This is a genomic window from Nocardia sp. NPDC057353 (assembly GCF_042667085.1).
Lineage (GTDB): Bacteria > Actinomycetota > Actinomycetes > Mycobacteriales > Mycobacteriaceae > Nocardia.
In genome coordinates, this window is the sequence record NZ_JBHVAK010000010.1 from 109,792 (window position 1) to 134,820 (window position 25,029).

The 25,029-nt window shown below is 73.0% G+C and carries 24 protein-coding genes and 1 riboswitch; of the genes, 17 read left to right on the forward strand and 7 right to left on the reverse strand.

The genetic code is table 11. From position 1 onward, the window contains the following. Nucleotides 1–53 precede the first annotated feature (53 nt). The 3 genes from ACFUUZ_RS07645 to ACFUUZ_RS07655 are packed head-to-tail and all read right to left on the reverse strand — an operon-like array spanning nt 54 to nt 3,891. Nucleotides 54–1,445: an FAD-dependent oxidoreductase gene (locus ACFUUZ_RS07645; RefSeq protein WP_378693612.1), complete on the reverse strand. Its 1,392-nt coding sequence runs from the start codon at nt 1,443–1,445 to the stop codon at nt 54–56. Beyond that, nucleotides 1,442–2,656: a cytochrome P450 gene (locus ACFUUZ_RS07650; RefSeq protein WP_378693614.1), complete on the reverse strand. Its 1,215-nt coding sequence runs from the start codon at nt 2,654–2,656 to the stop codon at nt 1,442–1,444. The genes ACFUUZ_RS07645 and ACFUUZ_RS07650 overlap by 4 nt, the downstream gene beginning before the upstream one ends. Beyond that, nucleotides 2,653–3,891: a cytochrome P450 gene (locus ACFUUZ_RS07655; protein WP_378693616.1), complete on the reverse strand. Its 1,239-nt coding sequence runs from the start codon at nt 3,889–3,891 to the stop codon at nt 2,653–2,655. Before ACFUUZ_RS07655 ends, ACFUUZ_RS07650 begins: the two co-directional genes overlap by 4 nt. A 205-nt stretch (nt 3,892–4,096) precedes the next feature. On the opposite strand from ACFUUZ_RS07655, the gene ACFUUZ_RS07660 reads away from it, so the two are divergent. The 6 genes from ACFUUZ_RS07660 to ACFUUZ_RS07685 all read left to right on the forward strand — a co-directional run bounded on the left by ACFUUZ_RS07660 (nt 4,097) and on the right by ACFUUZ_RS07685 (nt 9,054). Next, nucleotides 4,097–5,743 (forward strand): AMP-binding protein, encoded by a 1,647-nt coding sequence (locus tag ACFUUZ_RS07660; protein WP_378693618.1) that lies wholly within the window; start codon nt 4,097–4,099, stop codon nt 5,741–5,743. Nucleotides 5,744–5,767: 24 nt separating this feature from the next. Further along, nucleotides 5,768–6,556, forward strand: coding sequence for a ferritin-like domain-containing protein (locus ACFUUZ_RS07665; protein ID WP_378693620.1), 789 nt, complete (start codon nt 5,768–5,770; stop codon nt 6,554–6,556). A 2-nt stretch (nt 6,557–6,558) separates the two neighbouring features. After that, nucleotides 6,559–7,065, forward strand: coding sequence for a PaaI family thioesterase (locus ACFUUZ_RS07670; RefSeq protein ID WP_378693622.1), 507 nt, complete (start codon nt 6,559–6,561; stop codon nt 7,063–7,065). Further along, the gene (locus ACFUUZ_RS07675) at nt 7,062–7,319 is read left to right on the forward strand and encodes an acyl carrier protein (protein ID WP_378693624.1); all 258 of its coding nucleotides are present in this window, start codon (nt 7,062–7,064) and stop codon (nt 7,317–7,319) included. Before ACFUUZ_RS07670 ends, ACFUUZ_RS07675 begins: the two co-directional genes overlap by 4 nt. 71 nt (nt 7,320–7,390) lie before the next feature. Beyond that, nucleotides 7,391–8,224, forward strand: a complete 834-nt coding sequence (locus ACFUUZ_RS07680) for an SAM-dependent methyltransferase (protein ID WP_378693626.1) — start codon at nt 7,391–7,393, stop codon at nt 8,222–8,224. Then, nucleotides 8,221–9,054 carry an acyl-ACP desaturase gene (locus ACFUUZ_RS07685; RefSeq protein ID WP_378693628.1) on the forward strand — a complete coding sequence of 278 codons (834 nt, stop codon included), beginning with the start codon at nt 8,221–8,223 and terminating at the stop codon, nt 9,052–9,054. The genes ACFUUZ_RS07680 and ACFUUZ_RS07685 overlap by 4 nt, the downstream gene beginning before the upstream one ends. Before the next feature lie 44 nt (nt 9,055–9,098). On the opposite strand, the gene ACFUUZ_RS07690 is transcribed toward ACFUUZ_RS07685, so the two are convergent. Continuing rightward, nucleotides 9,099–9,566: a PaaI family thioesterase gene (locus ACFUUZ_RS07690; protein ID WP_378693630.1), complete on the reverse strand. Its 468-nt coding sequence runs from the start codon at nt 9,564–9,566 to the stop codon at nt 9,099–9,101. A 109-nt stretch (nt 9,567–9,675) separates the two neighbouring features. Continuing rightward, a complete protein-coding gene (locus ACFUUZ_RS07695; protein WP_378693632.1) occupies nt 9,676–10,203 on the reverse strand; it encodes a TetR/AcrR family transcriptional regulator in 528 nt (175 codons plus the stop codon). A 68-nt stretch (nt 10,204–10,271) separates the two neighbouring features. Here ACFUUZ_RS07695 and ACFUUZ_RS07700 point away from each other — a divergent pair, with 68 nt between their 5' ends. Beyond that, nucleotides 10,272–11,492, forward strand: coding sequence for a cytochrome P450 (locus tag ACFUUZ_RS07700; RefSeq protein WP_378693634.1), 1,221 nt, complete (start codon nt 10,272–10,274; stop codon nt 11,490–11,492). A 164-nt stretch (nt 11,493–11,656) separates the two neighbouring features. Next, nucleotides 11,657–13,951 (forward strand): molybdopterin-dependent oxidoreductase, encoded by a 2,295-nt coding sequence (locus ACFUUZ_RS07705; RefSeq protein WP_378693636.1) that lies wholly within the window; start codon nt 11,657–11,659, stop codon nt 13,949–13,951. Nucleotides 13,952–14,017: 66 nt separating this feature from the next. On the opposite strand, the gene ACFUUZ_RS07710 is transcribed toward ACFUUZ_RS07705, so the two are convergent. Further along, a complete protein-coding gene (locus tag ACFUUZ_RS07710) occupies nt 14,018–14,482 on the reverse strand; it encodes a sigma factor (protein WP_378693638.1) in 465 nt (154 codons plus the stop codon). Between the two features lie 236 nt (nt 14,483–14,718). Between ACFUUZ_RS07710 and ACFUUZ_RS07715 the strand changes: the two genes are divergently transcribed. The 8 genes from ACFUUZ_RS07715 to ACFUUZ_RS07750 all read left to right on the forward strand — a co-directional run bounded on the left by ACFUUZ_RS07715 (nt 14,719) and on the right by ACFUUZ_RS07750 (nt 22,921). Then, entirely contained in the window at nt 14,719–15,774 is a 1,056-nt protein-coding gene (locus ACFUUZ_RS07715) for an LLM class flavin-dependent oxidoreductase (RefSeq protein ID WP_378693640.1), read from the forward strand. A 434-nt stretch (nt 15,775–16,208) separates the two neighbouring features. Beyond that, nucleotides 16,209–16,577: a hypothetical protein gene (locus ACFUUZ_RS07720; RefSeq protein WP_378693642.1), complete on the forward strand. Its 369-nt coding sequence runs from the start codon at nt 16,209–16,211 to the stop codon at nt 16,575–16,577. Continuing rightward, a complete protein-coding gene (locus ACFUUZ_RS07725) occupies nt 16,574–16,993 on the forward strand; it encodes a roadblock/LC7 domain-containing protein (protein WP_378693644.1) in 420 nt (139 codons plus the stop codon). The genes ACFUUZ_RS07720 and ACFUUZ_RS07725 overlap by 4 nt, the downstream gene beginning before the upstream one ends. 10 nt (nt 16,994–17,003) lie before the next feature. Continuing rightward, a riboswitch (cobalamin riboswitch) is annotated at nt 17,004–17,137 on the forward strand. 111 nt (nt 17,138–17,248) lie between these two features. After that, nucleotides 17,249–18,760 (forward strand): ABC transporter substrate-binding protein, encoded by a 1,512-nt coding sequence (locus ACFUUZ_RS07730; protein ID WP_378693646.1) that lies wholly within the window; start codon nt 17,249–17,251, stop codon nt 18,758–18,760. After that, nucleotides 18,757–19,524, forward strand: a complete 768-nt coding sequence (locus tag ACFUUZ_RS07735) for a class I SAM-dependent methyltransferase (RefSeq protein ID WP_378693648.1) — start codon at nt 18,757–18,759, stop codon at nt 19,522–19,524. Before ACFUUZ_RS07730 ends, ACFUUZ_RS07735 begins: the two co-directional genes overlap by 4 nt. Next, complete coding sequence (locus tag ACFUUZ_RS07740) at nt 19,502–20,485, forward strand: ABC transporter permease (RefSeq protein WP_378693650.1); 984 nt, start codon at nt 19,502–19,504, stop codon at nt 20,483–20,485. The genes ACFUUZ_RS07735 and ACFUUZ_RS07740 overlap by 23 nt, the downstream gene beginning before the upstream one ends. Then, nucleotides 20,482–21,309 carry an ABC transporter permease gene (locus ACFUUZ_RS07745; protein ID WP_378693652.1) on the forward strand — a complete coding sequence of 276 codons (828 nt, stop codon included), beginning with the start codon at nt 20,482–20,484 and terminating at the stop codon, nt 21,307–21,309. Before ACFUUZ_RS07740 ends, ACFUUZ_RS07745 begins: the two co-directional genes overlap by 4 nt. Next, nucleotides 21,302–22,921, forward strand: a complete 1,620-nt coding sequence (locus ACFUUZ_RS07750) for an ABC transporter ATP-binding protein (RefSeq protein WP_378693654.1) — start codon at nt 21,302–21,304, stop codon at nt 22,919–22,921. Before ACFUUZ_RS07745 ends, ACFUUZ_RS07750 begins: the two co-directional genes overlap by 8 nt. A gap of 15 nt (nt 22,922–22,936) precedes the next feature. Here ACFUUZ_RS07750 and ACFUUZ_RS07755 read toward each other — a convergent pair whose 3' ends face one another. Continuing rightward, the gene (locus ACFUUZ_RS07755; protein ID WP_378693656.1) at nt 22,937–23,593 is read right to left on the reverse strand and encodes a GntR family transcriptional regulator; all 657 of its coding nucleotides are present in this window, start codon (nt 23,591–23,593) and stop codon (nt 22,937–22,939) included. Nucleotides 23,594–23,661: 68 nt separating this feature from the next. Here ACFUUZ_RS07755 and ACFUUZ_RS07760 point away from each other — a divergent pair, with 68 nt between their 5' ends. Continuing rightward, nucleotides 23,662–25,029 carry an LLM class flavin-dependent oxidoreductase gene (locus tag ACFUUZ_RS07760; RefSeq protein ID WP_378693660.1) on the forward strand — a complete coding sequence of 456 codons (1,368 nt, stop codon included), beginning with the start codon at nt 23,662–23,664 and terminating at the stop codon, nt 25,027–25,029.

Below are 25,029 nucleotides of genomic sequence, written 5' to 3' on the forward strand. Positions count from 1 at the left end.
GGGTCCCTCCGGTGTCGTTCGGTTCTGGTGCGCGGCCGCGGCGCTGCGGCCGCTCACCCGGTCGGCTCGCCCGTCCCGTTCGCGCTGCGGGGCAGCAGGATCCGGCGGGCGATGGCGGGCCGCAGCAGCGCCGCGGGCGGGTCGACGAGGTTGCCGACCCGCAGGAAGGCGCGGGAGACCACCGGGTCGGCGTGCGCTGCGCGATGCGCCCGCGCCACATAGGCGTTGGTGAGCCGGGTGCGCGCCGTGCGCGTGCCGGGCACGCCGGGATTGGCGAGGTCGGAGCCGGCCGAGAGGCGCCAGGCGACATCGACCACCGCGCTCGCCGCCGCGTAGAACCGGGCGGGAAGGTGGGGGTCGGGCGCTCGGCCTGCGGACCCGGCGGTGGCATGGCCCGCCGTGGCGCTCCCGCGGGATGCGGCGGCGCCCGGAGCGTGCCCGGTGGCCGCCGACGCTTCGGCTGCCAGGCAGTCGCGCAGGACCAGCGCCTGCTGCGCGGCCACCGCCATGCCCTGCGCGTAGAGCGGGTTGAAGCTGCACAGGGCGTCGCCGATGACCAGGAAACCGGCCGGGACGGTGCGCAGCCGCTCGAAGCGGCGGCGCAGCGGGGAGCGGAAGCGGTGCGGGGTGATCTCGCCGAGCGGGGCGGCGGCGGTGATCAGGGCATGGATGTCGGGTGCCGCGATGGTGGCGGCGAAGGCGGTGAAGCCGGGCAGGTCGGTGGGCGGGTGGTCGCCGAGCATGCCCGCCAGGGTGACGTGCCAGCGGTCGCCCTCCACCCGGATCGCGCCGCCGCCACGACCGTTCGGGCCGGTCGAGATGATCACCGAGGACTGGCCGTCCAGCTGGCCCTCGGTGCGCGGGAAGAACGCCGACGCGTAGCCGAGGTCGACCTCCAGCCGCTCCTCGGCGGGAACGGGGGCACCGAGGTCGGCGAGGTACTGCGGGGCGCGGGAGCCGCGGCCGGTGGCGTCGACCACCAGGTCGGCGGTGAGTTCGGCAGCGGTCAGGCGCACGCCACGCACCGCGTGCGCGTCACCGATGAGCCCGCGCACGGAACCGGTGTGCAGCCGGACCCCCGGCAGCGCCAGAACACGCTCGCGGACGATCGCTTCCAGTAGCGGCCTCGTCGCCATGACCGACGTCAGCCCGGTCGAGGTCGGCGCCAGCCTGGCTCCGCCCAGGTACCACCGGGTGCCGACCAGTGCCTCGGCCGTGGTCGCCCCACGCGCCGCCGCCTCGGCGGTGAAGCCGGGGAAGAGCTCCTCCAGCACCGTGCGGCCGCGGTCGAGCAGCCCGTGCAGGTGGCGCGCCTGCGGGACCCCGCGCCGCCAACCGTCGTCCAGCGCATCCCGTTCCACCAGGACGACCTCGGTGTAGTGCTCGGTCAGCACCCTGGCGGCGAGCAGCCCGGCGATCCCGGCCCCGAGGACGACCGCCCTCACAGCGTCACCGGCAGCGAGACGATCCCGCGGTGGATCAGGCTGGGCCGGTACTCGACGGTGTCGGTGGCGAGCGCGAGCTCCGGCGCCCGGTCGAGCAGGGCGCCGATCGCCGCCTCCGCCTCGATTCTGGCCAGCGGCGCCCCGACGCAGTAGTGGATGCCGAGGCTGAAGCCGAGGTGCCGCCGCGCGGGGCGATTCCCGGCGTAGCGGGTGATGTCGAAGCGATCCGCCGCCCGGTACACCCGGTCGTCCCGGCTCGCCGAGGCGGTGAGCACGACCACCCCGTCGCCACGGCGGAATTCGTGCCCGCCGACCTCGGTGTCGTTCAGCGCGACCCGGATCGTGAACTGCGTCGGCGCGTCGTAGCGCAGCATCTCGTCCAGCGCGGGGCCGATCAGCTCCCGGTTCGCCCGCAGCAGCCGCAGCTGGTCCGGGTTGCGGAGCAGCGCGAGCATGCCGTTGCCGATCAGGTTGATCGAGGTCTCCATCCCGGCGACCAGGGTGAGCAGCGCGATGCCGATCACCTCCGGCGCCTCGAGCGCGCCGTCGCCCACCGCCGCCACGAGCGAGCCGAGCAGATCGTCGCCGGGCGCGTCGGCGCGCTGCCGCACGACCCGCGCGAAGTACCCCATGCACTCCAGCGCCGCCGCGCCGCGCGCCGCGACATCGGCCTCGGCGAGCATGGAGTCCGGGTCGGTGCCGCGGGCGATGGCGAGCTGCCAGGCGCGGAAGAGCGCGCCGTCGGCCGGGTCGGCGCCGAGCAGCCGGACCGGGACCATGGCGACCGCGAGCGGGACCGCCAGGTCGTTCAGGATGTCGAGCTCGCCGCGGCGCAGCGCCTCGTCCACCAGGTCGCCGACGACCTGCCCGGCCACCGGCGCCAGGTCGGCCATGACCCGCGGGGTGAAGCCCCTGGCCACCAGCTTGTGGTAGCGGCTGTGCTCCGGCGGGTCCATCCGGACGAAGGAGCCGGGGATGGCCGCGGTGGTGTCCCGGAACGGGCTGATGCCCGCGGCGTAGCCGTGGCCCCAGTCGTTCCCGGTGAGAATGGCGGCGCACTCCTCGTACCGGGTGACCAGGGTGACCGGGACGTCGCCGAAGGAGTAGGGGAAGAGCGCGGCGGCGTCCCGCACCCGGCGGTAGGCCGGGTACGGGTCGGCCCGCTCACTCGGCTCGAAGGCGTCGAAGGTGATCTCGTCCGCGACAGTCACGTGCCCTCCAGATGTACGAGCAGCCGCGACACTCCGCGCACCACCACATTCGGCTTGTAGGGGGGTTCCTCGAGCAATGTCACCGCGCCGACCCGCGCGGCGAGCGCGCGCAGCACCAGCTCCATCTCCAGCCGGGCCAGCGGCGCGCCGAGGCAGTAGTGCAGCCCGAGCCCGAAGGACAGGTGCCGCTCGACCTTCCGGCCGCGGGCGTACCGGGCGATGTCGAAGGTGTCGGCATCGGGGAAGGCCTCCGGGTCCCGGTTGGCGGAGCCGAGCAGCACGATCACCGCGTCGCCGGGGGCGAAGGCGCGCTCGCCGACGGTGAGCTCGGCGCGCGCGGTGCGGGTGGTCAGGTGGACCGGGGCGTCGTAGCGGAGCACCTCGTCCACCGCGGCCGCGGCGAGGTCGGGGAAGGCGCGCAGCCGCTCGAACTGCTCCGGGTTCCGGATCAGCGCCAGCACGCCGTTGCCGATCAGGTTCACCGTGGTCTCGTGCCCGGCGACCACCAGGATGAGCAGGGTGCCGAGCAGCTCGGTGCGGGTGAGCCGGGCGCCCGCGTCGTCGGCCTGCACCAGCGCGGTGATCAGGTCATCCGCCGGGGTGTGCCTGCGCCGGTCGGTGAGGTCGCCGAAGAACTCCAGGAAGGCGGTGACCGCGGCGCTGCGGGCGGCCAGCTCGGCGGGGGAGAGCAGCACGTCCGGGTCGAGGCCGCGGGCGATGTCGGCGGAGATCCGGCGCACGTGCTCGTGCGCCTCGGCGGGCACCCCGAGCAGCTCACAGACCAGGGTGAGCGGCAGCGGGTAGGCGAGCGCGTCCAGCAGGTCGACCTCGCCGCGGCCCAACGCCAGGGTGAACAGCTCGTGCACCAGCCGCTCGGCCCGCTCGCGCAGCGCGTGCACGGTGCGCGCGGTGAACGCCGTGCTCACCAGCCCGCGCAGCCGGGTGTGCTCCGGCGGCTCCATCCAGAGGAACGACCCGGGCAGCTCCACGTCGCTGTCGCCGTGCAGCAGCTGCGGCTCCTCGGCGTGGCTCCACCGCGGGTCCTGCAGGATCGCCTGCGCCGCGCGGTGCCCGGTCACCAGGTGCGTCTCGTGCGGACCTGGAACGAAGGAGCCCGCCGCGCGGAGCACCGCGTAGCTGTCGTACGGGTTGTGCCGCATGTGCGGGGCGATGCTGTCGATGACCGCCAGCTGCACCGGCGACAATTCTTGCACCGCGGATCGTTCCGAACTCACCGGTGACTCCTGAATGCGGAGAACAATGTCCGTGCAATCGTCGCGACAGTGCGAACGCGGTCGCGCGGTGATCGGCCGCTTCTATCGCGTCATAGCCGAACTTCGTTATCGCGCAGCGTGATCGGGCGATCGGCCTTCCTTATCGAAGGCCGTCGTTCACAGTGAATTCGCGGTGCCGTCACAATTCGCTGGTGTCGTTGCCGACATGCATTCTGCGGATCTCGCCGAAACTCTCCCCGGCCGCATGGCCGGAATCGCGGCCGAATTTCCCGCGGTACCCGCCACGTTCTGGTCGGTGTCGGAGACCGTCCCCTATGCCGAGCTGCACCGGCGCGCGGGCGTGCTGGCCGCCGCGCTGGTCCGGTACGGGGTCGGCCGCGGCGAGCCGGTCGGCATCCTCTGCCCGAACGCACCCGAATTCCTGGTCTCGCTCTTCGGCGCCGCGGCCGCGGGCGGCGCCGCCACTCCGCTGCCGCTGCCCGCGGGCGCGAAACAGACCGCCGCCTTCCCGCGGAGACTCGAGGCGATCACCGCGGCCGCCGGAATGCGCACGGTGCTGGTCTCGCACCGCTTCGCCGCGATGGTGCCCGCGCTCGCCGGTGATTCCACCGTGCGATTCCTGGATATCGAGGAGCTGACGGCCGAGGATCACAGTGCGGACACCCTGCTGCCCGCGCTCGGCGCCGACGATCTCGCCGTCGTGCAGTTCACCTCGGGCAGCACCGCGACCCCGAAGGGCGTGCGGCTCACGCACCGCAATGTGCTGAGCGGGCTGGGCGCCATCCGCACCGGGATCGCGCTGGACCTGGACGACCGCGGTGGCTTCTGGCTGCCGCTCTTCCACGACATGGGGCTGTTCGGCACGCTCTCGGCGATCCTGCGCGGCATCCCGGCGCACGTGTGGTCGCCGCTCGCCTTCGTCAAGGACCCGGCGCGCTGGCTGGCGCAGTTCGCCGAGTCCGGCACCACCATCACCGCCATGCCGAACTTCGGCTACGAGGCGCTGCTCGCCGCGGTCCCGCCCGCCGAGGTGACCCGCTACGAGCTGAGCCGCTGGCGGATCGCGTTCAACGGCTCCGAGCCGATCTCCTACGAGGTGGTCGACGCCTTCCGGAAACGTTTCGCGCCGGCGGGTTTCGGCGACACCGCCATGTTCGGCGTCTACGGCATGGCCGAGGCGACGCTGGCCGTCGCCTTTCCGCCGCTGCACCGCGCCCCGCACTTCGAGTGGGTGGACCGCACCTGGCTCGCCGACGACGCGGTCGCGCTGCCGGTGGCGCCGGAGCTGCCCAGCGCGCGGGCGGTGGCCGGGGTCGGCGCCCCGGTGGCCGGGATGCGGCTGCGCGTGGTCGACCTGGACGGCACCGAGCTGCCGGACGGCGGGGTCGGCGAGATCCTCATCCAGGGCCCGTCGGTCACCGACGGCTACCTGACCGCCGACCCGGCGAGCGTGGCCGGGCTCTTCGCCGACGGCTGGCTGCGCACCGGCGACCTCGGCTACCTGCGCGCGGGCGAGCTCTTCGTCACCGGCCGCTGCAAGGACATGATCACCGTGCGCGGCGTCAACTACTACGCCCAGGATGTCGAGGCCGCGGTGCGCGGCGTGCCCGGGCTGTACCGGAACCGGTGCACCGCGGCGGCCGAGCCGGACGCCGACGTCATCACGCTGATCGCGGAGACCGAGCTGACCGGCGCCGCCGCCGAGCAGCTCGCCGAGCGGATCCGGGCGGCGACCGGCGTCGAGCTCGGGCTCACCGCGGTCGAGGTGCACCTGGTCGCGCCGCGCAGCATTCCCCGGACCAGCAGCGGCAAGCTGCAGCGCCAGGCCGCCCGCAGCCTCGTCGGACAGTAGACCCCACCGGAAATCGGAGCAACCGTGCACAGTTACGACGTCTTCCGCCACTACGAGCGCCTGCACTGGCGCCTCGCCGACCTCGACCTCGGCGCCGTCGACCGGAGCCTGGTCGAGCCCGAGTACGTGACCCTGGCCAAGAGCGCGACGATGGGCGAGTCCAACGTCATCGCGGCCGTGCACGGCTTCCTGAACGAGTTCGTCGACGACTACGACTTCTCCACCTTCGCCGTGGTCTGGGGCTACCAGGAGGTGCAGCACCACTACGCCTTCCGGGCCTGGCTGGCCGCGGTCGGCGAGGCGGTGGACGGCGAGGCGGTCGACGCCATGCGCGAGCCGTACGCGCCGGGGACCACGCCGTCGGCGACGCTGGCCACCAACATCATCTCCGAGCTCACGGTGAACCACATCTACCGCGCGGTCGCCGCCTGGGTGCGGGAGCCGGTGCTGAAGGGGCTGCTGCTCAGCGCGAGCCGGGACGAGGCCGGGCACGCCCGCGAGTTCATCCACTACACCACCGAGCGGCTGCGGAAGAAGCCGGAGGAGTTGCCGTCGGTGCTGGAGACGCTCTACGTGTACAGCTCGGAGGCGAAGATCAAGCACCCGGTGAGCACCTTCAAGGCGGGCATCAGCGAGCTCGGCGACCACGAGACCATCGACACCGGGTTCGACCTGTTCCTGGAGCAGGTGGCGGCCGAGGGCGAGCTGGACGTGCTGCACGACAAGATCCGCCGCACCTTCGGCAGCATGACCGGGCTGGACCTCTCCAGCAACGCGCGGGTGCGCCGCGCGCTCGCCGACGTGATCGCCTGATCGTGGCGGCGACCGTGCGGGTGCCGTGGTCGGTCATCCCGGACTACCAGTGCTTCGGCTGCTCCCCGCACAACGACCGCGGGCTGCGGCTGCGCTTCACCCCCGACCCGGAGGGGCTGCGCACCGACTTCCGGCTCGGCCGCGCCTACGAGTCCTACCCGGGGGTGGTGCACGGCGGGCTGATCGGGGTGATCGCCGACGAACTCATGGGCAACCTCATCGTGCTCGCCAGGCAGCACCCGGCCTTCACCGTCAGCCAGCGCACCCGCTTCCTCACCCCGCTGCTGGTCGACCGCGACTACCACTGCGTGGCGTCGCTCGCCGACACCCCGCCGGGCCGCCCGATCCGGGCCGCGGCCGAGGTGCGGGACGCCGACGGCGCGCTCTGCGCCATCTCGACCGCCGGTTACCAGCCCTTCGAGCTGGCCGATGTGCGGCACCAGCTCACCCTCGGCGACGACGAGGTCGCCCTGCTCGCCCATGCCCTCGCGAATGGAGTTCAACCATGACCAGCACCGCCGACATCCTGCGCACCGTCACCGAGATCGCCACCGCCGAGACCGGCATCCCCGCCGCCGGGCTGCGCCCCGAGGCCGACCTGCGCGGCATGGAGGGGGTGGACTCGGTGCGGGTGCTGCGCATGGTCGCCAAGATCGAGCGCGCCTTCGACATCGAGATGGAGGACGAGGAGGTCTTCGGCCTCTCCAGCCTGAACGACGTGGTAACCGTGGTGGACCGCGCCCTGCGTGAGGAAGCGGCGTGAGCGAGTCAGGCCCGCAGGCGGTAGCGGAGCGTCACCACGGGGGGCCCTCGCGCACGCCGGATGGACACAGCGTGACCGTGACCGCCGACACCAATCAGCACTACGACCTCGACCCGGACATCTTCGGGCAGTTCCTGGACCCGCTGCGCAAGTACAGCTCGGCGCTGTACGAGTCGGAGGGTGACACGCTCGAGCAGGCGCAGCGCCGCAAGCTGCGGTTCGTGGCGAACCGGCTCGGCCTCACCGGCGGCGAGCGGCTGCTCGACGTCGGCTGCGGGTGGGGGTCGCTGATCCTGTTCATGGCGCAGGAGTTCGGCTGCGAGACGACGGGGATCAGCCCGGCGCCGCGCCAGCACGGCTACATCGCCGAGCAGGCCGCCGCGCGCGGGGTGGCCGACCGGGTGCACACCCGGGTCGGCCACTTCGAGCAGCTGGAGCTGCCCGCGAGGAGCTTCGACGCGGTGACGCTGCTCGGCTCGATCGTGCACATGCCGGACCTGGACGCCGTCTTCCGCCGGGCCAGGTCGGTGCTGAAACGCGGCGGCTCGCTGTACGTCTCGGAGAGCTGCTTCCGGAACGCCGCCGCGCGCAACGCCTTCGACACCAGGGCGGGCACCGAGTTCGTCCGGGAGGACATCTTCGGCTGGGGCGACCTGCGCCCGCTCTCCGACCTGCTGGCCGCCGCCGAGAACGCCGGCTTCTCGATCGTCGCCGTCGACGACCTCACCGCGCACTACCACCGCACCATCGAGGACTGGATCGCGAACGTGGACGCCGCCGCCGAGCGCATCGACGCACACCGCCCCGGCCTCGCCGAGCAACTGCGCCACTACCTCGGGATCGCCAATGCCGGCTGGGGCTACACCACCAAGCACTACGCGCTGACCTGTAGGAACTCCCGGTGAGCGGGCTCATTCCGGTGACCGAGGTCGCGGCCGCGGTGGACGGCTTCCTCGCGGCCTCGCCCGCCGCCCGCGCCTGGGACGTGGAGACCGCCTTCGACTGGGCGCGCGCCGACGCCGACCGGCTCACCGACGGGCAGCGCTCCGCCGTCCGCTTCGTCACCCTGATCGAGGACCACCTGCCCGGCTACTTCGACGTCTACCACCGGCACTTCCCGGTGGACGACACCGTCGACCTCGCCACCTTCACGCACAACCGCGAGCTCTACCACTTCACCGTGCGCTGGGCGCTGGAGGAGGACACGCACGCCAGGGCGCTGGCCCGCTACCAGGACGCCGCGGGCATCGCCGAGCGCGGCGCCCTGCGCGACGAACTCGCCATCGAGGGGCGCAAGCCGTTCGACCTGCCCTACGACCACCCGGTGCAGTTCTTCGCCTACGCCCTGGTGCAGGAGAAGGCGACGCAGATGTACTACCAGCACCTGCGCGACGTGGTCGCCGAACCGGTGCTCACCGCCGTGCTCGGCAGGCTGGCCCGCGACGAGGCGCGGCACTTCAGCTTCATGGCCGACGTGGTCGGCCGCTACCTGCGGGTGCACGGCGACGACGTGGTCGACCCGCTGCGCGACGTCATCGCCCATTTCCGCATGCCGCTGGCGGACACGATGCGCGGCTACTGGCGCTGGGCGCTGCAGATCGCCGACGTGGCCTCCTACGACCACACCGAGGCGTACGAGCACCTGATCAAGGTGATCGACCGCGCGGTGGACGCGAAGTCGGACCGCCTCGGCGAGCTGGTGCGCTTCATCGACGAGTGCCGCACCGTGGCCTGAGAACCCGACGGCCCCCGCCCCCCTGGGCGGGGGCCGTCGCGCGGTCACTGCTCCGGCTGGAGCACCAGGATGGTGGTGCTGCCGTGCGCGATCAGCTTGCCCGCGGCGTCGGTGATCCTGCCCTCCGCGGTCGCGGTGCGGCGGCCGATGTGCACGGCGTTCGCCGCGCAGGTCAGCCGCGACCCGTCCAGCGTCACCGACCGGATGAAGTTCAGCTTGAGCTCCAGCGTGGTGTACGCGACGCCGTCGCCGAGCCTGGTGAAGACCGCGCTCCCCATGGCGGTGTCCATGAGCGTGGCGAGCACGCCGCCGTGCACCGTGAACATGGCGTTGATCGTCGCCGGGTTGGGGTCGAGGTAGTAGCGGGTGTACCCCTCGCCCGCCGCCTCCAGCCGGATCCCCAGCGACGCGCCGACTCCGAGATTCTCGGTCAGCCCCCGCTCGAAGATCGTGGTCAACTCGGTGACGCGCTTGCCGACGGTCTCATCGGCGTGCGTATCGGTGCTGGTCATGGCCTCTTCCTTCCTCGCGGACGATGCCACCCCATTCGACCAGCGGCGGGTGAACCGCGGGCGGCGCGGAGCCGCTGCATTCCCGCTTTCGATGGCGCGATAGGAGGGTTCAGGGCGCGCCGATTCCCGCCGCCTGCCGCAGCTGTGCCAGGAACTCGGCCCGATCGTCCCCGCCCACCAGGTAGTGCGCGACCGCGACCCGCACCACCGTTCCCGCGACGATCCGCGGATCACCCTGCGTCACCACCGGTTCCAGCAACCTCCGCATGATCGGGATCACCCGCTCGAGCTGTACCAGCACGTAGTCCGGCTCGATGTCGACCAGGCGGCTCAGCGAGTACGACGCCTGGTGCTCCACCATGTACCGCAGCACCGCGTCGAGCCGGGCGGGGCCTTCCAGTCCGTCGGTGACGGCACGCAGCCCCGCCTCGATATTGGCCGTCTCGTATGCCCCGAACGCGGCGAGCAGCTCGGCCTTGGAGGCGAAGAACCGGTACAGCGTCGGTCGCGAGACCTTCGCCTGCGCGGCCACATCGGAGAGGCTCAGCTTGCCGTACCCCTTGCGCCCGAGCACCTCGAAGGTTGCCCGGAGGATGCGGGTGCGGGTTCCGTGGTCGGCGGAGGAAATCGAGGGCACTTTACAACCTTTACGTAATCTGTAAGAAGTGTAATCCTGGCAGCGGCCGGACAGACAAGAGGCACGCCATGAATCACTCGCTCGTCGCCGACGACGCCATCGAATTCGATCCCTTCTCCGCCGCATTCCACGACGACCCGCAGGCCGTCTACCGCCGGTTGCGCGACGAAGCGCCGGTGTACCACAGCGCCCGCTACGGCTTCTGGGCGCTCTCCCGCTACGCCGATGTGGTCCCCGGAATGAAGGACTTCGACACCTTCTCCTCGGGCCGCGGGGTGACCCTGGAGCAGGTGCTCGCCCCGGAGCCACCGGAGCAGCGGATTCCCATGATCATCATGATGGATCCCCCGCAGCACACCAGGATGCGCAAGCTGGTGAGCGCGGTCTTCACCCCGCGTGCCATCGCCGGGCTGGAGCCGATGATCCGGGAGACCGTGCGCGCCTTCGCCGACCGGCTGCGCAGTGCGCGGTTCGACGTGGTCGCGGAGTACTCGAACCTCTTCCCGATCGAGGTGATCACCACCATGCTCGGTGTGCCGCAGGCGGATCGGCAGCAGCTGCGGCAGTGGCTGGCGACGCCGCTGGAGCGCGAGCCGGGGCAGATGGGGATGAGCGCGGCGGGGCGGGCGGCCGCGGAGGCCAGCACGGGGTATTACGCCGCGCTGATCGCCGAGCGCAGGGCGCGGCCGCGGGAGGACATGATCAGCAGGTTGATCGAGGTCGAAGTGGAGCGCGAGGAGGGCGGCGCCACTCGGCTCACCGACCGCGAGATCCTCGGCTTCATCTCGCTGCTCGCGGGGGCGGGCGCGGAGACCGTGGCCAAGCTGCTCGGCAGCGCGGCGGTGCTCTTCGGCGAGCACCCCGAGCAGTGGCGGGCGCTGCGCGCGGACCGCTCGCTGCTGGCAGGCGCCTTCGAGGAGGTGCTGCGGTACGAGGGGCCGGTGCAGTACGACGTGCGCTACACCCGGCGCGACGTCACGCTGCACGGCCGCACGATCCCGGCGCACCGCCCGGTGCTCATGCTGCTCGCCGCCGCCACCAGGGACCCGCGCTCGCTGCCGGACGCCGAGCGCTTCGACATCACCCGCCCGTTCAGCGGCAACAACCTCGGCTTCGGCTACGGCATCCACCGCTGCCTCGGCGCCGCGCTGGCCCGGCTGGAGGGGCGGATCGGGCTGGACGCCATGCTCGACGCCATGCCGTCGTTCGCCGTGGACCGAGCAGGGCTGCGCCGGTCGCGGGAGACGAGCGTCGCGGGCTGGACGCACGTGCCGGTGCGGATCGAGTAGCGGGCACACACCTCGCACGCTGCGCGGATCGGCAGCGAGCAGTCGGATGCGGCCTCCGCAGTGCGCAGTCGGTGCGGCCCGGCATCGCCCGGGGCCCAGTCGGCCCGGTCCGATTCCGAGCGCCGGTAACCTCGAGGTTTCGCTGGAACCAGAGGGGGGAGCAGATGCCGGAACCGCGACTGACCGCGACGCACTGGGGAAACTACCTGGTCGGACCAGCGCCGGACGGCGGGATCGCGGTCCGCCCCGCGGACTCCGACCCGGCCCCGTCGCCGATCGGCCGGTCGCTGGCCGCCGCGCGGGACCCGGGGGTCAGGATCGCCCGCCCCGCGGTCCGGCGCGGCTACCTGCGCGACCGGGACCGCGCGGGCCGCGGCCGCGAGCCGTTCGTCGAGGTCGGGTGGGACGAGGCGCTCGACCTCGCCGCCGCCGCGCTGCGCGGGACCATCGCCGCGCACGGCAACCGCGCGATCTACGGCGGCTCGTACGGCTGGGCCAGCGCGGGCCGCTTCCACCACGCGCCCGGCCAGCTGCACCGCTTCCTCGGGCTGGCGGGCGGGTACACCGCTTCGGTCGACACCTACTCCTTCGCCGCCGCCGAGGTGGTGGTGCCGCACATCATCGGGCTGAACGCCTACTACGCGGGCAAGCAGGCGCCGACCACCGCCGAGGTGGCCGAGCACTGCCGCTGCCTGGTGCTCTTCGGTGGCGCGCCGAGCCGCAACACCCAGGTCAACCCCGGCGGGCTCGGCGCGCACGACGACCGCGGGCACCTGGCCGAACTCGGTGCCGCCGGGGTGGAGATCGTGCACGTCGGGCCGATCCGGGACGATGTGGACGCCGCCGTCGGCGCCCGCTGGCTGCCCTGCCGCCCGAACGCCGACGTGCCGGTGCTGCTGGCGCTGGTGCACACGGTGCTCGCCGAAGGGTTGCAGGACGACGATTTCCTGGCCCGCTACACCACCGGCTTCGACGAGTTCGCGCGCTACGTCCGCGGCGCCGACGGGGTGCCCAAGACCCCGGAGTGGGCGGCCGAGCTCTCCGGCGTCCCCGCCGCCGAGATCCGCGCACTGGCCCGCAGACTCGCCGCGGGCCGCAGCCTGATCGGGCTCTCCTACGCAGTGCAGCGCGCCCGCCACGGCGAGCAGCCGTACTGGGCGGCCTGGGCGCTGGCCGCCGCGCTGGGGTACATCGGGCTGCCCGGCGGCGGCGTGCAGATGGGGTCGGGGGTCGGCAAGGGGACCACGCTGCAGCGCCGGGTGCCGCCCTTCCCGATCGGCACCGTCCCGCAGGGGCCGAACCCGGTGCCGGACACCGTCCCGGTCTCGCGGATCACCGAGCTGCTGGAGCGCCCGGGGCAGCGGTACCGCTACAACGGCGCCGACCACGTCTACCCGGAGATCGACCTCGTCTACTGGGCGGGCGGCAACCCCTTCCACCACCACCAGGACCTGAACCGGCTGCGCCGCGCCTGGACCCGCCCCGGCACGGTCATCGTGAACGAGCACAGCTGGACCGCCACCGCCAGACACGCCGACATCGTCTTCCCGGTCACCACCGCGCTGGAGCGCGAAGATTTCGCGGGCAGCAGCAGCGACCACTGGCTCACCCCCATGCACCCGGTCTTCGAGCCCTACGGTGCGGCCCGCGACGACCACGCCGTCTTCGCCGCGCTGGCCGAGCGGCTCGGCTTCGGCGCCGCCTTCACCGCCGGGCGCAGCACCGCCGAGTGGGTCGAGCACACCTGGGAGACGACCCGCTCCGACGCCGCCGCGGCGGGAATCGAGCTCCCCGCCTACCGCGACTTCCGTGCGGGCCCGCCGCTGGACCTGCGCCCGCAGCTCCCCGAGCGCGAACACGACCTGGAACGCTTCCGCGCCGACCCCGAGCGGCACCCGCTGCGCACCCCCTCGGGCCGGATCGAGATCTACTCGCGGGCCGTCGCCGCCGGGGGCGACCTGCTCGGCCACCCCGCCTGGTACCCGGACCGCGAGTGGCTCGGCGACCCACGCGCCGAACGCTTCCCGCTGCACCTGCTCTCCAACCAGCCCGCCACCCGGCTGCACAGCCAACTCGACAACGGCCCGACCAGCCGGGACGCCAAGATCGCCGACCGCGAAGCGCTGCGCCTGCACCCCGCCGACGCCGCCGCCCGCGGCCTGCGCGCGGGCGACCTGGTCCGCGTCTTCAATGACCGCGGTGCCTTCCTGGCCGGGGTCGTGGTCTCCGACGCCCTGCTCCCCGGCGTCGCCCAGATCGCCACCGGCGCCTGGTTCGACCCGGACGACGAACTCGGCCTGGAACGGCACGGCAACCCGAACGCCGTCACCCCCGACATCGGCACCAGCCCGCTGGCCCAGGGGCCGTCGCCGAACAGCTGCCTGGTCCAGGTGGAGAAGTTCGCGGGCGAACCGCCCCCGGTCCGCTCCTTCGAGCCCCCCGAGTTCGGTTCCCGCTGAGCCCATCCCTCGGCCGCCGCCCCCGCCCGCTGCGAGCAGATCCCGTGGGAGCGGCGCTGATCCGGCTCAGGCGGCGGCGAGCGTGCTGCGCAGCGCGTCCAGCGCCTCGTGCTGGGTGACCCGGATCGCGCCGGTGGTGGTGTGCAGCGCGCTGGCGGTCTGATCCGCGGAGAGCCCGAGCACCAGCCGCAGCACCAGCACCTCGCGCTGCTTCTCCGGGAGGTTCGCCAGTGGCTCCTGGCTGCGCGCGCCCCGGCGGCGCACCGCGTCGGCGACGGCGCGCGAGGTCATCCGGTACGCGAAGGCGAGGAAGGAGCCGCCGGACTCGCGGAAGCGGGGGAGCGCGGTGAGCAGCTCGGCGCAGACGCCGGTGGCGACGGTGTCGGCGGCGCCCGCCTCCAGCCGGGCCCGGCAGTAGCGGGTGACCAGCGGGCGCACCCGGTCGAGCAGCCGGCGCAGCGCCGCGCCGTCGCCCGCGGCGGCGGCGTCCACCGTGCGGTCGAGCTCGTCGCGGGATGTGTCGGCGTCCACTGATCGCTCCTGCTGTTCGCGTGCCGGTCGTTTGCTCTGAATCCTAGGCCCGGCGCGCCCTTCCGGCATCCACCATTCGGCGGACGATCCCACCGCCGTCCTCCGCCCCGCGGCTGACACCGGGCGGCCGGTGTCAGGGTGACCACCCGGGCGAGCGGCCGGATGCACCGCCGGACGATCGAATCCGGCTGAACGCAACGGTGGCGGCGCGGTGCTCGCGCGGGTTTCCTGGCAGGGTGCCGACCAGCGTCACCACTCTCGCCTTCCTCACCCCGGGCAACTTCGCCGACGACGACCCGTACACCGGGCTGGCGGACACGCTCCGGCTCTTCGAGTACGGCGAGCGGCTCGGCTTCGACGGCGGCTGGATCCGGCAGCGGCACCTGGAGCACGGCGTCGGCTCGGCGGCGGTCTTCCTGGCCGCGGCGGCGCAGCGCACGACCCGGATCGAGCTGGGCTCCGCGGTCATTCCCATCGGCTACGAGAGCCCGTTCCGGCTGGCCGAGGACCTGGCGCTGGCCGACGTGCTCTCCCGCGGCCGGTTGCAGCCCGGGTTCAGCGCGGGCACCCCGCCGCACGCCGAGCTCATGGGCGACCTGGTCTTCGACGGCGACTGGCGCTCCTACGACCTCTCCTACACCAGGATCGAGCGGCTGGTCGAGAACCTGCGCGGCGGGTACCTGGGCGGCCCCGACACCGTCATCCACTCGCCGGGCAACACGCAGCGCCCCCGGCTGCAACCGCACAGCCCCGGGCTGATCGACCGGCTCTGGTACGGCGGCTCCAGCGGCCGCTCGGTGCGCTGGGCGGGCGAGCGCGGGCTGAACCTGCTCACCGGCAATATCGTGCTCGGCGAGCAGAGCGACGACTTCGGCGCGAGCCAGCTGGCGCTCATCGCCGCCTACCGGGAGCGGATCGACCCGGCGCGGCCGGGCCGGGTCGCCGTCGGCCGGGTCATCGTCCCCACCGACGGCGCCGACCGCGCCACCCGCGAGCGGTACCGCCGCTACGCCGAGTCCAGGCGCGAGCGCACCCTCGCCCCGCAGGGCGAGCGCCGCGTGCTCTTCGCCCCCGACCTGGTCGGCCCCGCCGCGGAGATCGTGCAGCGGCTGCACGCCGACCCGGTGCTCGCCGAGACCACCGAGCTGCGCCTGGAATTGCCCTACGAGTTCCACCGCGCCGAGTACGAGCAGATCCTGCACGACGCGGTCGAGCTGGTCGCGCCCGCGCTGGGCTGGCAGCCGCCGAGTATTGCGCCGCTGATCACAGTCCCTGGGCACTCGACCAGTTAATTTCCTGCGGCGTCGCAGGAATTGCATGCTGTATGGTCGATTTTTGTGATCGGCATCACGTTTAGCGCCGCCGTTCACTGTCTTCGCAAATCCGGAAAGCGTGCTGACCTGCGTGGATGAACTCCCAGGTAGGCGCGTTGGCACCGCTGTGGGATCACCCCGGAATTGCGGGCTTCGTCCTATTTAAAAGGACTTATTTCAGACCATAAGTCAAGTTTTTGAAGTATCGACCAACCCGAAGGTCGTTGCTAAGCTGTCGCTGCTCATGAGAACCGACCGGTTTTCTGAGTTTTCGCCACAAAACATGACGCCCGCTTGGAGGCGCGTTCATAGCCATGATGAATGACGAGCGTGCCCTCCGGGCGGTACCGAGACTGTCCCACCGCAGGCGACCCGAGATGACGTCCGCGCAGGGATTCAGGAGTGCACCAGATATGAAGCTCGACGACGCACTGCGGGACGGCATGAGCGTGGACGGCGCCATCGGCATCGCCCTCGTGGACATGCGCAGCGGGATGCTGCTGGGGAAGCAGGGCGGCAATCAACTCTTCGACCTGGACATGGCGGGCGCGCTGAACACCGAGGTGCTGCGGGCCAAGCTGCGCGCGGTCGAGGCGCTGCAGCTCGGGGACAACGTCCAGGACATCCTGGTCACCCTCAACGCGCAGTACCACCTGATCATGCCGCTGGTCCGGAACGACGGCGAGGAGCTCTTCCTCTACCTGGCGCTGGACAAGTCGCGCGGCAACCTGGCGCTGGCCCGCCACCAGCTGCGCCGGATCGAGCAGGCGATCCGGCTGTGAGCCGGGCGTTCGACCGGCACGAGATCGCCCTCGGCGACCCGCGTGCCGTCGGGATGCTGCTGCAGCGCGCCTGCGAGGAGATCCCCGACGTCGAGCACGCCGTCATGACCAGCCGGGACGGGCTGGTGGTCGCGGCCGACGACGTCTCGGGGCAGATGACGCACGGCGATTCGATCGCCATGCGCAGCTCGGCCATGGCCGCCGCCGCCATCGGCATCGGGGACCACTTCACCAGCCTGGTGACCCAGGGCAGGCTGCAGTCCGCGGTCTTCGAGGCCGACCGCGGCTGCGTCGGGGTCTTCCCGCTCAGCTCCACGCTGCTGCTGGTGGTCACCAGCGCGCCGACGGTGAACCTGGGCCGGTTCAACGCCGCCGCCAAGCGGGTGCTCGGCATCCTGCAGGCGCCCGCAGCCTGACCCGGCGAACCGGACATCCGGTTTCGGCCGTGCTTATGATGTCGGTGTCCCGCGGGGAAGACCGGTGTGATTCCGGGGCTGTCCCGCAACTGTGAGGCTCGTCCGAGCCGAAGCCAGATACCCGCGGGTCGCTGTATCGGAAACGGTCGCGGCCACGCGGATATGGTCGGCGCCGGATGCGCCGTCCTCTCCATCGGGCCGCGGCGCGTTCGCTGCTGCCCCTTCGCGTGCGCCGCACGCGAAGGGAGTCGGGTCATGGGATTCGGGCGTCGGGCATTCCTGCTCGGAACCGCCGCCGCGGCAGGCGCGTTCGCGGCGGGGTGCGGCAGCTCCCGCCCCGCGGTGGACACCGGCACCTTCACCGCGGCCTTCCAGGGCTCCGGCGCGGGCGAGGGCATCGATCCGGGGGTGAACACGCTCTTCGTCGACGAGGCCAGGATGAAGGCGGTCTACGACGGGCTCTTCGAGGTCGACGAGACCATGACGCCGATCCCGCGGCTGGCGCTCGCGGCCGAGCCGAACGCGGACGGCACCCGGTGGCGGATCGCGCTGCGCGAGGCGCGCTGGCACGACGGCACCGCCTTCGGCGCCGACGACGTGCTGTACACCATCGCCAGGGTGCTCGGGCCCGCCCAGCGCCGCCCCTTCGTCGCGGCCACCTCGCTGGCCCCGGTCGATCTCGGGCTCTCCCGCGCGGTGGACCCGCGCACCGTCGAGCTGGTGCTGCGGCAGCCGTCGTTCGACTTCCCGATCGCGCTCGCCGGGTACGGCACCAAGATCGTCAAGAACGGCGCGGTCGACTTCGCGCGGCCGGTCGGCACCGGGCCCTTCGTCTTCCGCGAGTTCGAGCCGGGCCGCACCTTCGTCGCCACCGCCAACGAGCAGTACTGGGACGGCGCCCCCGCCGTCGGCGAGCTGCGGATCGTCAGCGCCGAGCCGGACGCCAGGCTGAACGCGCTGCGCGGCGGCGAGATCGACTTCGCGGACAACCTGAACCCGGTGGCGAGCCGGGCACTGGCCGGGCGCGACGACGTCACCGTGCAGACCACCCCCGGCAGCGGAATCCTGTTCTTCGCCATGAAGACCGACCGCCCGCCCTTCGACAAGCCGGACGTGCGGCGCGCGCTCATGCGCCTGGTCGACCGCGCCGAGCTGGTGAAGGTCGCGCTGGAGGGGATGGGCGAGCCGGGCACCGACGTGTTCGGCCGCGGCTTCCAGTACTCCGCCGAGCTGCCCGCGCACCCCTACGACCCGGACGAGGCCGGTCGCCTGCTGGCGCGGGCCGGGGTCCGCGACCTCTCCTTCGACCTGTTCACCGCGCCGGTGGCGAACGGCTTCGTCGAGGCGGCCCGGCTCTTCGCCGAGCAGGCGGCCGCCGCGGGGGTGCGGGTGAACGTGGTGATCGGCTCCAAGGACAGCTACTACACCGACGCGCTGGAGACCGGCGCGCTCACCATGGGCCAGTCCGGCCCGTTGCCGATCCCGAACCATTTCGCGTCCCGGCTGATCACCGGCGCGCCGCAGAACCGCACCCGCTGGGCCGACCCGGAGTTCGACGCGCTCTACGCCAGGGCGCAGACCACCGCCACCGCCGATGCCAGGGCCGCGCTCTACCGCTCCATGCACGAGATACTGCACGACCGAGGAGGATTCGTGTTCTTCGCCGAGACACCGTGGATCAGCGCCGCGCGCGCCGGGTTCGGGAACACCCCGGCCACGGTGCCGAACTCGCACGCCTGGGCCCGCTTCGACGGGGTGACCGCGTGAGCGCCGCCGCATTGAGCGCCGAGCGCGCCGAGTACTGGGTGCGGCGCTGGGACCGGCAGCAGGAGCACTACATGCCGGACCGGGAGCAGCGCTTCGAGGTGCTCGGCGACGTCGTGGCCGAGCTGGTCGGCAGGCTGGACCCGCTGATCGTCGACCTCGGGGTCGGGCCGGGCACGCTCGCGGCCCGGCTGCTCGACCGCTTCCCGGAATCGACGGTCGTCGGGGTGGACGCCGACCCGCTGCTGCTCGCGCTCGCCGAGCGCACCCTGCCCGCGGAGCGCTTCCGCGCGGTCGCCGCCGACCTGCGGCAGCCGGACTGGTTCGAGCGGCTCGAGCTGGACCGCGCGCCGGACGCCTTCGTCAGCACCACCGCGCTGCACTGGATGAACCGGGAGCCGCTGCGGCAGCTCATCGCGGTCTGCGCGAAGGCGCTGGAGCCGGGCGGGCTCTTCCTCGACGGCGACCACCTCTACGAGGGAGAGGAGGGGCCGCGGCTCGACGCGCTCGCCAGGGCCGTGACCAGGCGTCGGGCCGGGCGCACCGGCGCCGCCGCCGCCGAGGACTGGCAGGCCTGGTGGGCCGCGGTCGAGGCGGCGCCGGAGCTGGCCGAGCTGGTGCGGCTGCGCGCGGGCGGGTTCGAGCACACCGTGCACGACAAGCCCACCGCGCACGACTACCTGGCCTTCGCCCGCGAGGCAGGGTTCGCGGAGGCCGGGACGGTCTGGCAGTACGGCGACGACCGTGTCGTGGTCGCGATCCGCTGAGCGGCCGTTCGCGCGGTTCCTGCTGCGCCGCACCGGGATCGGGGTGGCGCAGCTCGGCATCCTGCTGGTGCTGGTGTTCGGGCTCGCGCTGCTCATGCCGGGCGACGCCGCCGACGTGCAGAACAGCGACGTCTTCGGCGCCGAGCAGCGGGCCGCCAACCGGGAGCTGCTCGGGCTCGACATCGCGCCCGCGCAGCGCTTCCTCGACTGGCTCGGGAACGCGGCGACCGGCGACTTCGGCACCTCGTACGCCAATGGCGAGCCGGTCGCGGAGCTGATCGCCGGGCCGCTGCTCGTCTCCGGGCTGCTCGCCGTGCTCGCGCTGGCGCTGCTGCTGCCGCTGGTGGTGCTGGCCGGGTTCGCGGCGGGGCTGCACCCCGGCTCGTGGCTGGACCGGGCGGTGACGACGGTGAGCATCGCGGTGGACTCGGTGCCCGATTTCGTACTCGCGGTGCTGCTGGTCGGCTGGCTCGCCCTGGATCTCGGGCTGCTGCCCGCGACCTTCATCGGCGCCGACCTGGAGACCGTGCTGCGGCGGCCGGAGTACCTGGTGCTTCCGCTCGCGGTGATCGTGGCGCGGGTGGCGGCGCCGCTGGTCCGGCTAGTGCGGGCCGGGGTGGTCGACGTGCTGGAGCAGCCGTACATCGCGCAGGCGCGCAGGCTCGGCGTGCGCCGCCGCTCGCTGCTGCTCCGGCACATCGCGCCGAACGCGCTGGCGCCCGCGATGCAGGAGCTCGGCCGCACCGGGGACGGGCTGCTCTCCGGGGTGCTCATCGTCGAGGCGGTGTTCGTGGTGCCCGGGATCGCCTCCGAGCTGATCGGGGCCATCGGCAACCGGGACGAGCCGGTGATCCTCGCCATCGTCGCCGTCACCGGGACCATTGCCATCGGCATCAACCTGCTGATCGACCTGGCCGGGCAGCGCATGGTGCCGTGCTCGGCGGACGGGGTGGGGGAGTGAGGTCGTCGTTCCGGCGGGCAATCGCCGTTGCGTGCCTCGCGATCCCGGTGTTCTTCGCGCTGGTCGGACCGGTGCTCGCGGCGTCGGCGCCGCGGGCCAGGCAGGCGCCGTTCGGGCCGTCGGAGTGGTCCCCGTTCGGGACCGACCGGCTCGGCCGCGACGTCCTCGCCACCGCGCTCACCGGCGGCCGCACCTTCCTGCTGGTCGCGGCGGCGACGGTGCTCATCGCCTACCTGGCGGGCTTCCTCATCGGCGTCACCGCGGCCGCCACCGGGCGGCGCTGGGTGGACGACCTGCTCATGCGCCCGATCGACGTCCTGCTCTGCCTGCCCTCGCTGCTGCTCATCATGGTCGCGGCGCTGCGCACCGAGGGCGCGCCGGTGGCGGTCGCGGGCGCCATCGCGCTCGCCCTGGTGGCGCCGAGCGCCCGCTTCGTGCGGATGGCCGCGCGCTCGGTGGTACGCGGGCCGGTGATGGCGGCGCTGCGCATGCAGGGGCAACCGGCCAGGTACCGCTACGGCCGCTACGCCGTCCGCGAACTGGCCCGCCCGCTCGCCGCCGATATCGCGCTGCGCTTCACCGCCGCCGTCTACTTCCTCGCCTCGGCCAACTTCCTCGGCCTCGGCTTCGACACCACCGCACCGGACTGGGCGGTCGCCGTCGCCGCCAACAAGGACGCGCTGACCACCGCCCCGTTGGCGGTCGCGCTGCCCGCCGGGCTGATCGTGCTGCTCGTGGTCGGCATCAACCTGCTCGCCGACGACCTGCTGACCGACCCGCGCACCGTCGCGCTGCGCCTGGCCGAGCGGAGCCGCCGTGGCTGAGCCGCTGGTCACGGTGCGCGGCCTGACGGCGAGCGCGGGAAACACGGTGCTGCTGGCCGATATCGGGTTCGCCGTGCCCGCCGGGCGGATCGTCACGCTCTTCGGCCCCTCCGGTGCGGGCAAGACCACCATCGCCGCGGCGGTGGCGGGCGCCGTGCCGCCCGGGGTCGCGATCACCGGGGAGATCCGGGTCGCGGCGGGAGTCCGGGTCGGGTACCTGCCGCAGCACGCCGCCGCCACCCTGAACCCGGCGCGCCGGATCGGCGCCGCGCTCGGCGAGCTGGTCGCGCTGCACCACCCCGAGGCCCGCGACCGCCGCGCGCGCCGGGCGCGGATCGCGGAGATCCTGGCCACCGTCGCCTTCGAGCTCGACCCGGCCGGGCTCGACGCCATGCTGCGCCGCTTCCCGTTCGAGTTCTCCGGCGGGGAGCGGGCCCGGCTCGCGCTGGCCCAGGTGCTGGCCGCCCGGCCGCGGCTGCTGGTGGTGGACGAGCCGACCGTCGGGCTGGACACCATCGCCAGGCGCGCGCTCGTGCGCAGCCTGGAGCGGCTGCGCGGCGAGGGCAGGTCGGTGCTGCTGGTGACGCACGATCCGTTCGTGGCGCGGGTGGGTGACGAGACCGTGCATGTCGCCCCCGCGGAACCGACGGTGCAGGCCGCGAATTCGCCGGTGCCGTCGGGGCCGGTGGTGCTGCGGCTGAGCGGGGTGTCGGTGGTGCGCGGGCGGGTTCCGGTGCTGAGCGGGGTCGAGCTGGCGGTGCGCTCCGGCGAGCTGCTCGGGGTCGTCGGGGTGTCCGGGGCGGGGAAGTCGACGCTCGCGCGGTGTGTCGCCGGACTGGTCGCGGCGCGGCGCGGGGCGGTGCTGGTCGACGGGGAGCGGATGCCGCCGCTGCGCCGCCGGAGCCGGGCGCTGATCGCGGCGGTGCAGTACGTGTGGCAGGAGTCGGCGGCCTCCTTCGATCCGCGCCGGGTGGTGCTGGACCAGGTCGCCGACACCGGGATCCGGTTGCGCGGCATGGGCCGGGCGGCGGCGCGGGAAGCCGCGGCCGAGCTGCTCGGCGAGCTCGGGCTCACCGGCGAGCAGCTGCGCCGGTACCCGGCCGGGCTCTCCGGCGGGCAGCTGCAGCGCGCCGCGCTGGCGCGGGCGCTGCTCGCCGAGCCGCGGGTGCTGCTCTGCGACGAGATCACCACCGCGCTCGACGCCCCCACCGCGGGCCGCATCCTCGACCACGTGGACGCCTACCGCCGCCGCACCGGCGCCGCGGTCGTCGTCATCGGCCACGATCTGCGCACCCAGCTCGCCCGCGCCGACCGCGTCGCCGTCGTCGACGCGGGCCGCATCACCGCCATCGGCACCCCCGCCGAACTCCGCACCGCCCGCACCGGCGCCCTCGCGAGACTCCTCGCCGCCGAGAGCGACCCCGCACCGCCGCCCGCCGCCGACACCGACCCCACGGCGCCGCCCGTTGCCGAAACCGACCCCGCGGCGCTGCCCGCCGCCGAAGTCGGCCGCGCGGACTCGCCGGCCGCACCGCCGCCCGCCGCCGAGATCGGCTCCGCGACGCCGGTGCCCACCGCGGAATCCGGTTCCGCCGAGCCTGCCGGGCGCTGACCGCGGCGATGCCGCTCAGCCCGCGGCGCCCCCGTTCTCCAACCACGCCGCCAGCGAGATCCCCGCCTCCAGCACATGCCGCTCCGCGATCCGCCGGGCGGCATCGGCATCCCGCGCCTCCAGCGCGTCCAGCAGCTCGTCGTGCTCGTGCAGCGAGTGCTTCTCGTGATCCGGGAAGAGCCGCAGGAAGTTCGTCGGCACCACCCGGGCCGCCTGCTTGATCTGGGTGAGCAGCCGGGGCGAGTGCGCGGCCCGGTGGATCGCCTGGTGGAACCGCCAGTTCGCCGCCCCGATCGCATCGTCCCCCGACCGCGCCGCCACCTCCGCCGCCAACTCGCGCAGCCGCGCCAGCTCGGCCTCGGTGCTGCGCTCAGCGGCCCAGGCCGCCGCCTGCCCGGTGAGCACTCCGAGCAGGGTGAAGCTGTCGCGCACGTCGTCGGCGCCGATCCCGATGACGGTGATCCCGCTGCGCGGCGCCACCCGCACCAGCCCCTCGAAGGAGAGCTCCAGCAGCGCCTCCCGGACGGGGGTACGCGAGGTCGCGAACTCCTCGGTGATGGCGTCCAGGTCGATCCGCGACCCCGGCGCCATGACCCCGGTGAGAATGCGATCGCGCAGCTCCCGCGCCGCCCGCTCCCGCACGGTGCCCGCGATGTCGACCGAACCAGCCATGCGCCGGAGTGTAGCAACGAACGCATGTAAGGGTTGGCATCTGATATATCAGATGTTAAATTCCTTCCATGACAGCGAGACGAGACGACCGGATGACGCTGGTCGCATTCATGCAGGCGGGCAGTACCTCGGTCTACTCGGGGTCGTGGCGGCACCCGGCCACCGAGCACGGGTACCTGGACGCGTCCTACTACGCCAAGGTCGGCAGGCAGCTCGAGGAAGGCTGCTTCGACCTCATGTTCTTCGACGACCGGCTGGCCATGCCTGGCATCTACGGCGGCTCGGTGGCCGAGGCGGTGCGCTACGGCGCCCGCCCGGTGAAGCTGGACCTCAGCGTCGTGCTCGGCGTGCTGGCCCAGGCCACCTCGAAGATCGGGCTCGGCGCCACCTACTCCACCACCTACTACCCGCCGTTCCACGTGGCCCGCACCTTCGCCACGCTGGACCACCTCTCCGCGGGCCGGGCCGCCTGGAACGTGGTCACCTCGGTGAACGACAGCGAGGCGCAGAACTTCGGGATCGAGGCGCACCTCGGCCACGACGAGCGCTACGACCGCGCCGACGAGTTCCTCGAGGTGGTCGCCGGGCTCTGGGACACCTGGGAGGAGGGCGCGCTGCTGCACGACCGCACCGGCGACTTCGCCGACCCGGCCAAGGTGCACGAGCTGAACCACAGCGGCCGCTTCTTCTCGTCCCGCGGCCCGCTCACCGTGCCGCGCACCCCGCAGGGCCGCCCGGTGGTGATCCAGGCCGGGTCGTCCGGCCGCGGCCGTGAATTCGCCTCGCGCTGGGCCGAGCTCATCTTCACCGGCGATCCCGGGCTGGAGGTGGCGAAGTCGCACTACGCGGACCAGAAGGCGCGGATCGACGCGGCCGGGCGCGACCCGCGCGCGGTGAAGATCTGCCCGATGGCGTACGCGGTGGTCGGCGAGACCGAGTCGCACGCCAGGGAGCGCGAGGAGATGCTGCTGCACGAACTCGTGCACCCCATGGCCTCGCTGACGCTGCTCTCCGAGCTGATGAACTACGACTTCTCCCGGCACGGCATCGACGACCCGGTCACCGACGAGCTGATCGCCTCGGTCTCCGGCATCCGCGGGCTGGTGCAGAACCTGCGTCAGCACCTCGGCCGCACCGTGACCCTGCGCGACCTGGCCGGACACCGCGCCACGCTGCTGCAGGGGCCGCGCTTCGTCGGCACCGGCGCGCAGGTGGCCGAGCAGATGGCCGAGTGGTTCCACGGCGACGCCTGCGACGGCTTCGTGCTGGCCGCCACGCACATGCCGGGCGCCTTCGAGGACGTCACCCGCATGGTGGTGCCGTACCTGCAGCGCGCCGGGCTCTTCCGGACGAAGTACGAGGGCAGCACGCTGCGCGAGCACCTCGGGCTTCCGGTGCCGAGCGCGTCCCGCGCCGCCGCCGGAATGAGCGCGTAG

Bases quoted from the DNA above. Each gene is read 5' to 3' on its own strand.
- ACFUUZ_RS07660 (WP_378693618.1), top strand. From the start codon at position 4,097: ATGCATTCTGCGGATCTCGCCGAAACTCTCCCCGGCCGCATGGCCGGA.
- ACFUUZ_RS07675 (WP_378693624.1), top strand. From the start codon at position 7,062: ATGACCAGCACCGCCGACATCCTGCGCACCGTCACCGAGATCGCCACC.
- ACFUUZ_RS07690 (WP_378693630.1), bottom strand. From the start codon at position 9,566: ATGACCAGCACCGATACGCACGCCGATGAGACCGTCGGCAAGCGCGTC.
- ACFUUZ_RS07700 (WP_378693634.1), top strand. From the start codon at position 10,272: ATGAATCACTCGCTCGTCGCCGACGACGCCATCGAATTCGATCCCTTC.
- ACFUUZ_RS07705 (WP_378693636.1), top strand. From the start codon at position 11,657: ATGCCGGAACCGCGACTGACCGCGACGCACTGGGGAAACTACCTGGTC.
- ACFUUZ_RS07720 (WP_378693642.1), top strand. From the start codon at position 16,209: ATGAAGCTCGACGACGCACTGCGGGACGGCATGAGCGTGGACGGCGCC.
- ACFUUZ_RS07730 (WP_378693646.1), top strand. From the start codon at position 17,249: ATGGGATTCGGGCGTCGGGCATTCCTGCTCGGAACCGCCGCCGCGGCA.
- ACFUUZ_RS07755 (WP_378693656.1), bottom strand. From the start codon at position 23,593: ATGGCTGGTTCGGTCGACATCGCGGGCACCGTGCGGGAGCGGGCGGCG.
- ACFUUZ_RS07760 (WP_378693660.1), top strand. From the start codon at position 23,662: ATGACAGCGAGACGAGACGACCGGATGACGCTGGTCGCATTCATGCAG.